The following is an 8,211-nucleotide window of genomic DNA, read 5'->3' as shown; positions in this document are numbered from 1 at the left end:
CGCCGGGCGGCTCCGAGGACCGCGGCAGCCCGGCCACCGCGCTCGGGTTCGGCTTCACCCACACCCAGTACAGCGCCGACCACGGCGACGACGGCGCCCGCGACACCGCCGCCAAGCTGCTCTCCGGCACCCCCATGCCACAGAACCAGCACATCATGGGCTGGGGCGTCGACAACCCCGAACCCAGGCCCGGCACGTACAACTTCGGCGACCTCGACCGCCGCGTCGCCCTGATGCGCAGGACCGGGGCCACGCCCGTGCTCACCCTCTGCTGCGCCCCGGACTGGATGAAGGGCGGCGGCGACCGCACCGACTGGTCGCAGAAGTCCCTGGAGAAGGCGCCCCTGCCCACCCACTACAAGGACTTCGCCAAGCTCGCCGGGACCGTCGCCAAGCGCTATCCCGACATCCACCACTTCATCGTCTGGAACGAGTTCAAGGGCTTCTTCGACGAGTCCAGGAACCGCTGGGACTACGAGGGCTACACCCAGCTCTACAACCTCGTCTACGCGGAAGTGAAGAAACAGAACCCGGACAACCTGGTCGGCGGCCCCTACATCAGCATGGACAGCCATCCGCCCGAGAACGCCACCAACGCCTCCTCCCTGCGCGGTCCTTGGGGGTCGGCCGACCAGCGCAACCTGGACGCCATCACCTACTGGAATACGCACAAGAAGGGGGCCGACTTCGTCGCCGTGGACGGCTCCAGCTACACCCGCGAGAACGACCGCCTGCTGCCCGACGAGTTCGGCGCCACCCAGAAGTTCGCCGACGTCACCGCCTGGCTGCGCCGCACCACGGGGCTGCCCGTGTGGTGGTCCGAGTGGTACGTCGAACCGCCCGACGCCAACGACAACCGGCGCGGCTGGACGGAGGAGCACCGGACGGCCGTCCAGGCCACGGCCATGCAGCAGCTCGCGACGGCGGGGGCGGCGACGGCCTTGTACTGGAACCCGGAGGAGACGGGCGACGACTGCCCCGGTTGCCTGTGGCGCAGCACGGAACTGAAGAACGGGGGAACCGCGCTCCCCATGCTCGACCTCCTCTCGCGCTTCCGGAAGGCGTTCCCGCCGGGGGCGCGGTTCCGCGACGCGAGCGTCACGGGGGCGGACCCTGGCACGCTGCGGGTGCTCGCTTCCGGGACTTCGGTCCTCGTCGTGAACACGCAGAACCGCGCGTTCACGGCCACGGTGGACGGCCACGTCCTGAACCTGGGCCCGTACGACGTCCAGTGGCTGGGCTAGCCGGGGGCTGCGGGGCGCGCCCCGTCAGGGGCGCGGGGCTGTGACATTGTGCGGCTCCGCCGCGTGGGCGCGACCAGCCACAACGCAACCTGCAGACGCGCGCGCAGCGCAAGACGCACCCCGGTAGGCGCCGCGCAGCGGCCCCGCAGGGCCGCGTTACGTCGAGATCGTCGCCAAGCGATCCACCAGCGAAGCCACCAGCACCAGCAGAAGCGGCAACGCGAACCAATAAGACCCCTGCAGCCAGCGCAGCTGCCGTATCCCCGGTCGGCTCAGGACGCGGAACAACTCGCGCGCGGTGAGCAGCAGAAGCAGAGCCACCGCCGCCAGACCGCCGATCACCGACACGGGCGTCCACGTCACCCGGGGCCCCGCCGGGCCGGGGCGTGGCTGAGGGGCCTGCCCCGCGGGCGGGTTCTTCAGTTCGTACAGCACCGCGTCCTCGTCGGAGAACACCCGCCGCAGCTCCGGCCGCGCGTCGAGCGCACGCCGCACCCGGTCGTCCCAGTCCGCCGCGTAGCCCGAGTCGAGTTCGAGGTACGTCGACTGACCACGGTTGATCATGATGTACCCCCGGGGACCCGCCTTGCGCAGGGCGGTCACCAGGTCGTCCACCCGGGACGGGTCGCGGGGCGCGAGCGTCGGCTCGTACAGCACCCGCTCCATGTCCCGGCCACCCCACGGCATCGCCGGGGTGACGTTCTTGACCGTGTCGTTGCTCATCCACAGCAGCTGTACGGTCGGCTTGTCGTGCGCGTACACGTAGTCCATGGCGGCGACCTCGCCGCCGCGCACCCGCTCGAAGGACTCGTTGCCCCAGCGGGCCACCAGGAAGCCGAAGACGAGGACGAGCCCGGCCGTCAGCACGGCCGCCGGGCCCAGCACCGCGCGGCCCGCCGTGACGCGCGTGCGGGGGAAGAGGGCGAGGGCCGCCAGGACGCACGCCCCCGGCAGGGCGAACAGGAAGACGCGCAGGGCCACTTCGCCGCCGTACGACTGCATGCCGAAGGCGAGGAACGGCACCGCCGTGAGCAGGACGAGCGTGAGGTCGCCGATGCCCGCGCGGCGCCGCCGCCACCAGCCCAGGGCCGCGCACGCCAGCACCCCGCCCGCCAGCGCCACCCGTACGTACAGCACCAGCTTGTGGGTGGCGCTGCCGCCTTCGATACGGCCGGAGACCGACGAGGAGACATTGCCGCCCAGGGAGCCGAGGCCGCCGAAGAGCTCGTTGAAGTGGCCCGACCAGTAGGGCTCCGCGAGGAACCCCACCCACACCGCCAGCATCACCCCGCACAGCAGCGGCAGCCCGCGCAGTGTGCAGCGCCGGGCCAGGACCAGCGCGGTCAGCACGCCCAGCATCACGAACGGCGTCAGCTGGTGGCTCGCGACCGAGGCCGCGAACAGCGCGACCACCACCAGGAGCAGGACACCCTGTTCCCCCCGCCCCGCCGGGGCCACCTCCGCCTCACCCGGCAGCAGCTTCCCGCGCAGCTGCCGCGGCCAGCGGAACCACACCAGCAGCACCGCGACGAACAGCAGATAGAAGAGGTAGTTGAGGGACTGCGGGGAGAAGTAGTCCTGCCCCACCCAGCCGCACAGCACGAACAGCCACGCCGCCGTCCACTTCGCCCGCCACCCCGCCCGCACGGCCCTCAGCAGCAGGGCCAGCGGGGCCAGGCTCAGCAGCTGCATGGTCAGCGGCCACCAGCGCAGCACCTCGGTGAGGTCGCTCACGCCGCACGCCCGCGCGACGAACGCGGCCACGGCGAAGAAGCCGGGCCAGCTCCAGCGGGCGTCGAGGTCCGGGGCCGCCACGCCCGCGCGGTCGATGTAGTCCAGGAAGCCCAGGTGCTGCCACGCCGTGGCGAAGCGCGGCTGCGTCTCCAGTACGGCGGGCGCCGCGTGCAGGGAGACGACGGTCAGCAGCAGCACCGCCGCCAGCAGCCATCGGTGCTGCCGGTCCAGCCACAGCGCGCCCGCGAATGCCACCACCAGCAGAGCGGCCCCGGCCAGCGTCGCCACCGGCAGCACCGTCACCAGCCCGAGCCCGCCCATGCCGTCCAGACCGGACTCGCCGAGCGAGGTCAGCGGCGCCCAGTACAGCGCGAGGGCGCCCAGCAGGAGCAGCCAGACCCCCGCCTCCGGCTGCCACCACCCGAGCGCCCCCGTCGCCCCGGGCAGCCTCCGTATGGCCGCGACCGGGGACGGCTTCGCGGGCTTCACCGGCTTCGCGGGCTCCACAGGCTTCGCGGGCTTCACCACCGGAGCCGGTGAAGCCACTGCCGTCGCCTTGACCACAGCCCCGCCGACGGCCCTGCTGACGGCTCCGGGCGCGGACCCGGCCGCGGGCTCCGCCGTCGCCCCGGCCGTCGGCTTCGCCAGGGAGACCCGCTTCGCCGACGCGGCACGCATCGGCAGCGTCGCCCTGTCCGGCGGCGGCGCCTTCTCCTGCGAGGCGTTTCCCGACGCCGGCGCCCGCTCCAGTGGCGCCGGTGGCGGCGGCTTCTCCGGCAGTGGCTGCGGCGGTGGCGCCGAGGTCATCGTCACGGCCTCCGGTGTGTGCCGGAGATCCGGCCGTCGTTCCAGGTGGTCGAAGTCGAGCCGTACGCCCAGGGGCATGGTGTCCGCGTCGAGCGCGGCTCTCAGCGCCCAGCGGGTGCCGTAGCCGCCGCTCTCGCGCTGCCCGTCCGGGGCCGTCCGGTGCCCTAAGGCCCGCCCGAAGCCCCGCCAGGCCGGGCGCTGCTCCACCTCGCGCGGCCCGTCCCGCCGGTCGCCGCGTACCGCGAGATCCGCCAGGTCCCCATCCGGCGCCACCTCCGGTGCGTAGACCACGGCGGTCCCGCGCGGTGCCGGGGCCGCGGCCTTGAGGATGCCGCGGAGCCGTACCCCCGCGATCGAGGCGATCACCGCGAGGCTGGAGATCTCCGCGACCCCCGCGCCCGTGAGCCCCATCCGGGGCAGGAGCAGCAGCGTCAGCCCCAGCACCAGCACGCACAGCAGCCCCTGGAGATACGCCAGCCCGGCCGTGCGGCTCTGGGCCCGCAGCACCGCGAAGTAGGTCTCCATCACCACCCGCAGTGCCGCGCCCACCGCGAACCAGCGCAGCAGCGGCGTCGCCGCCTCCGCGTACCCGGGGCCGAAGACCCGCAGGATGTACGGTGCGAGGACGAACAGCAGCACGCACACCGGCACCATGATCTTCGCCATGCGGCGCAGCGCCGCCCGGCAGTTCTCCGCGAGCCGCGCCGGGTCGTGCGAGCCCTCGACCGTGAGGGACGCGCCCATGTTGATGGCCAGCAGGTTGGTGGTGCCGCCGATCGTGGTGGTGATGTAGAAGTACGCGTAGTCGGAGGAGCTCACCTGCGCGGCGATGATCACCGGCACCAGATAGACCACGGCCAGCGAGAACAGGGACCCCGTGTAGTCCCCCGCGAGGAAGCGCCCGATCTCGCGGTACGACACGGGGCGCGCCGTGGTCTCCGTGGCCGCCACGTGCCGGGGCACCAGCCGCCGGAAGACCAGCCAGCCCAGCGGCAGCACCGAGACGCCGATCGACACCACCCAGGAGATGAACACCCCGTACGTCGGCAGCACCGCGGCCGCGGCCACCAGCAGCGCGAGTTTGACGGCCGAGAAGACCGTATTGCCCACCGGCACCCAGAACGCGCTGCGCAGCCCGGTCAGCACCCCGTCCTGGAGGGTGAGCACCGACCAGGCCATGACGGCGACGACGAAGCCGAGGCCGTGCAGGGTCCCGTGCAGATGGCGGTACGACGGGCCCCACAGGTCGAGCGTGCCCAGGAACACCAGCGCGGCCAGCGCGACCACGAGCGAACTCAGGGCGTACGTACGGAAGACGAGCCGCCCGGTCATCCGTCCCGCGATCGGGATGAACCGGGCCAGCGCGCCGGTCAGCGTGACCGCGGTCAGCCCCGCGAGGAGCTTCATCGAGGCGATGGCCGCGGAGCCCTGGCCGACCGCCGAGTCGGAGTAGTACCGGGCGGCGATCAGCCAGTACCCCACACCGAGGACGGCGCTGATGCCCGTGTTGAGCATCAGCGCGAAGGCGTTGCGGAACAGCGGATTTCCGCCGCCCCGCCCGGGGAGCCGCAGCCTGCGGCCCGCCGGTTCCTCCGTCTCCCGTTCCTCGGCGCGGGTGGACGTGTCAGACACGGGCTTCGCTTGCCTTCCTGATCACTTGTCGGGTTCTGCGGTATAAGGCATACCCCTTGGTCAGGGTGCGATCCCTGACGAACAGTCGGCCGACTCCACGCCCCTCGATCATCCGCTCGAACTCGCCGAGCCCGGTCGACCTGCGCACCGTCACACGCTCCAGCGCGTACGGCCCCTGCGGCCGCGCGGCCAGGGTGTTGCCCACGGCCAGCGACACGCTGAAGCCCGCCGCCCGGACCGTGTGCCGCACCCTGCGGTCGGAATAACCGTAGGGATAGGCGAAGGACACCGGTGGGCGTCCCAGCTCACCCGCAAGGATCTCCCGGCACCGCTGCACCTCGAACCACAGCTGCTGATCGGTCAGTTGATCGAGCTGGGGGTGGGTGTGGCTGTGCCCGCCGATCTCCATCCCCGCGTCGGCCAGCTCCCGCACCTGCTCCCAGGTCAGCATCAGATCGAGCGCACCGCCTGTCTCGTGCGCCCCCCGGAGCCACCCCGTGGACGCGAACAGCGTCGCGGAGAAACCGTGTTCGGCGAGGGCCGGGAGGGCGTGCCGGTGCACGCCCTCGTAGCCGTCGTCGAACGTGATCAGCACCGGCTTCGGGGGCAGCGTGGAGCTGGTGCGCCACGCGCCCGCGAGCTGCTCGGCCGTCATCGGGCTGAACCCGCGCTCGGCCAGCAGCCGCATCTGCCCCGCGAAGGAGGCGGGCGAGACCGACAGCCCGTAGGTCGCCCGGGCGGGGGAGTCCGCCACGGCGTGATACATGAGTATCGGCACCCGGTCCGGGCTCATGAGCCGGCCTCCTCCTCGGGAGGGCCCGCCGCCGGGCCGTTCGGACCATGGCCGCCCGCGGGCTCCGCCGCACCGGGCGGCACCTCCGCCACCGCGTACCGGACCCCGCCGCGGCGCGCCCGGAGGCTGCCGACGGCGTAGCCGCCGACCGTCGCCGCGAGCCCCGCCACGATCGCGCCCGCCCGGCCGGCGCCGCCCGGCCTGCCGAGCAGGGCGTCCCGCAGACCGCGCGCGACGCCCGCGGGCAGCACGCGCGTGGTGTAGCGGCGCTCCGAGGCCAGCCCGGAGCGCGCCCCCACGCTCCGGGCCACCAGGGCCTTCGACAGCCCCTCCGCGTACGCCCGGGTGCGGAAGTAGCGGAAGCGCTCCCGGGCGGCGGGCACCCGGTGGTGGATCACCGACCGGTCGTCGAGCAGCAGCACCGCCTCCGGCATCGCCCGGGTCAGCCGGATGCACAGCTCGGTCTCCTCGCCGCCCAGCGGCAGCCGGTCGCCGTCCCGGCCGATGCCGCTGGCGAAGCCGCCGGCCAGCGCGAACGCCGACCGGCGGAAGGAGGCGTTGCCCCCCAGGACGTTGCGCACCCGCACCTTGCCGGGCGGCAGCCCCCGGTACGTACAGCCGACGACCCAGTCGAACTCCTCGGGGAACCAGGCGGGCCTGCGCCGGGACTCCCAGGCCGGCTGGGTGCGCCCGCCGACCGCCATCACCAGGGGGTCGGCGTAGGCCAGGGCGAAGTGCCGCAGCCACTCCCGCTCGGCGACCGCGTCGTCGTCCAGGAACGCGATCACCTCGCCCGAGGAGGCGGCGACACCGGTGTTGCGGCCCGCCGACAGGCCGCGGGGGCCCGCGTTGGCGAGCACCCGCACCCCGGCCGACGCCCCCGCGCCGTCGTCGCCGTACCACTTGGCGAGCCGGCGCAGCAGCACGGGGTTGTGGTCCACGACGACGAGGGTCTCCAGCGCGGGCCACGACTGGTCGCGCACCGAGGCCACCGCGGCGAGGATGTCGTCCCAGCGGTCCTCGGTGTAGACACAGATGACCACCGAGACCCCGGGGCTCGCGCCCGGGGCGGCGGTGGGGGGAGAAGTGCTCAAGAGACGTCCTTGCTGTCGGCGGCCTTGCCGTTGACGACCTTGCTGTTGACGACCTTGCCGTTGGCGGCGGGCGCGATGGCGAGCCGGTGCGGACGCCGCCGCCGGGAGCCGCGCTCGCGGAGGATGACCTTCAGGACCCGCAGCCCGTCGCGCACGGCCCGCAGATTGCTGGTGCCGTGGATGCGCACGAACTCGTGGCTGGGGATCTCCTGGACCCGCAGGCCCGCCTTGACGACTCTGATGTTCATCAGGGTCTCCACCTCGAACCCGGCGCAGTCCAGGGCGATCTCGTCCAGGCAGTGCTTCCAGAAGGCGTTGTAGCCGTAGCACAGGTCGGTGTACCGGGCGCCGAACTTGTGGTTGACGAGCGAGCACAGGACGCGGTTGCCGAGCTTGCGGATCGGCGTCATGTCGTCCGTGCCGCCGCCGTTGGCGAACCGGGAACCCTTGGCGAAGTCCGCACCGCCGACGAGGGCGGACACATAGCTGACGATCTCGTTCCCGTCCGCGGAGCCGTCCGCGTCGACCATCACGATGATCTCGCCGGTGCACTCGGCGAAGCCCGTGATCAGGGCGTCGCCCTTGCCCTTGCCGCGCTGCCCGACGACCTTGACACCCGGCCACAGCTCCCGGGCCACCGCGACCGTGTCATCCGTCGAATTGCCGTCCACGAGGACGACTTCGTGAATCCATTCCGGAAGGGTCTTGAAGACGTACGGCAGGTTCTCCGCCTCGTTCATGGCCGGAATGACGACACTCACGGGCGGAGCTATGGCGAAGTGCGAGGTGACCGGCCGGTAGTGGCCGGCGGCCGGCGGTGGCCCCTGTTCTGTCGCAGGGCGAAGGAAAGAACTCATGAGTCGGATTTCCCTCTCGTCCGGTGGACCGCCCCCCGGCGGTCCAGTGA

General features: G+C 72.6%; 5 protein-coding genes. 1 reads left to right on the top strand and 4 read right to left on the bottom strand.

Going from position 1 to position 8,211, the window contains the following annotated elements:
- The coding region (locus tag K6I34_RS05725) for a xylan 1,4-beta-xylosidase (protein WP_229322978.1) at window positions 1–1,244 on the top strand (1,244 nt) is incomplete at its 5' end.
- Between the two features lie 156 nt (window positions 1,245–1,400).
- On the opposite strand, the gene K6I34_RS05720 is transcribed toward K6I34_RS05725, so the two are convergent.
- From K6I34_RS05720 to K6I34_RS05705, 4 genes are read right to left on the bottom strand one after another with little or no spacing between them, the layout of a single operon-like run.
- Window positions 1,401–5,417 carry a lipopolysaccharide biosynthesis protein gene (locus K6I34_RS05720; RefSeq protein ID WP_229322977.1) on the bottom strand — a complete coding sequence of 1,339 codons (4,017 nt, stop codon included), beginning with the start codon at window positions 5,415–5,417 and terminating at the stop codon, window positions 1,401–1,403.
- Window positions 5,410–6,210 carry a polysaccharide deacetylase family protein gene (locus tag K6I34_RS05715; RefSeq protein ID WP_229322976.1) on the bottom strand — a complete coding sequence of 267 codons (801 nt, stop codon included), beginning with the start codon at window positions 6,208–6,210 and terminating at the stop codon, window positions 5,410–5,412. Before K6I34_RS05715 ends, K6I34_RS05720 begins: the two co-directional genes overlap by 8 nt.
- Window positions 6,207–7,304: a glycosyltransferase family 2 protein gene (locus K6I34_RS05710; RefSeq protein ID WP_229322975.1), complete on the bottom strand. Its 1,098-nt coding sequence runs from the start codon at window positions 7,302–7,304 to the stop codon at window positions 6,207–6,209. The genes K6I34_RS05715 and K6I34_RS05710 overlap by 4 nt, the downstream gene beginning before the upstream one ends.
- Window positions 7,301–8,161, bottom strand: coding sequence for a glycosyltransferase family 2 protein (locus tag K6I34_RS05705; RefSeq protein WP_229322974.1), 861 nt, complete (start codon window positions 8,159–8,161; stop codon window positions 7,301–7,303). The genes K6I34_RS05710 and K6I34_RS05705 overlap by 4 nt, the downstream gene beginning before the upstream one ends.
- Window positions 8,162–8,211 lie beyond the last annotated feature (50 nt).

Origin of the sequence: Streptomyces sp. UNOC14_S4 (assembly GCF_020740835.1) — a bacterium.
Taxonomy (GTDB): Bacteria; Actinomycetota; Actinomycetes; order Streptomycetales; family Streptomycetaceae; genus Streptomyces.
Note: the sequence above shows the minus strand (reverse complement) of the source record. Positions and strands in the feature narration are given on the sequence as shown.